Consider the following 664-nt stretch of genomic DNA (forward strand, 5'->3'; position numbering starts at 1 on the left):
GTCAGCGCGCGTCCGGATGCCATCAACCGCGCCGGACACCCGGGCTTGGCTGAGTCACTGTGCAGTTATCAAGGAACGGGGCGGAGCAGGTCCCGCGCCGCCGTTGGCGCGGGAAGTCAGCGGGGTCAGGCCGCGCGGCGGCGGGGGCCGGGGCGACCGGCGGGCAGGTTGATGCCTCTGCCGGCCAGCAGGCGGCGCGCGTTGAACAAGGTCGCGCCGACCGTGCCGGTCGAGCAGCCCAGCTCGTCGGCGATCTGCTTGTGCGACAGGCCGTCCAGGCTCAGGCCCGTGATCCGGGCCGTAGCCGGGGACAGCGTGGCGACGGCGGCGCGCAGCTCCTGCGGGCTCACGTCGGTGGCCATCGCCATAGCGCCAGCGGGGATGAACGCGCGGTCGGTGGTCTGGATCAGGCCGACGTTCGCGAACGCCAGGCAGGCGCGCCGCCAGTGGCTGGCCACCGTGGCCACCGCGCAGCCCAGCGCCTGGGCGATCTCGGCGTTGGGCAGGTTCTCCAGTTTCAGCAGCGCCACGCGCCGCGCAGCTGCGGGAAGCGTCATCGCGGCCTTGAGGAACGCGCCCTGGTCGAAGTTCGCCGGAAGGGTCAGCCGCCCCGTCTCCTTGCGCGGCTTGAGGCGGGGACGGCCCGTGACCTGCTTCGCGCCAG

1 protein-coding gene is annotated in these 664 nt (G+C 73.3%); it reads right to left on the reverse strand.

Going from position 1 to position 664, the window contains the following annotated elements:
* Nucleotides 1-125: 125 nt before the first annotated feature.
* Nucleotides 126-664: sigma factor-like helix-turn-helix DNA-binding protein (locus Cco03nite_RS42095; RefSeq protein WP_275412122.1), on the reverse strand; the 539-nt coding region annotated here is incomplete at its 5' end.

Origin of the sequence: Catellatospora coxensis (genome assembly GCF_016862635.1) — a bacterium.
Classification (GTDB): Bacteria; Actinomycetota; Actinomycetes; order Mycobacteriales; family Micromonosporaceae; genus Catellatospora; species Catellatospora coxensis.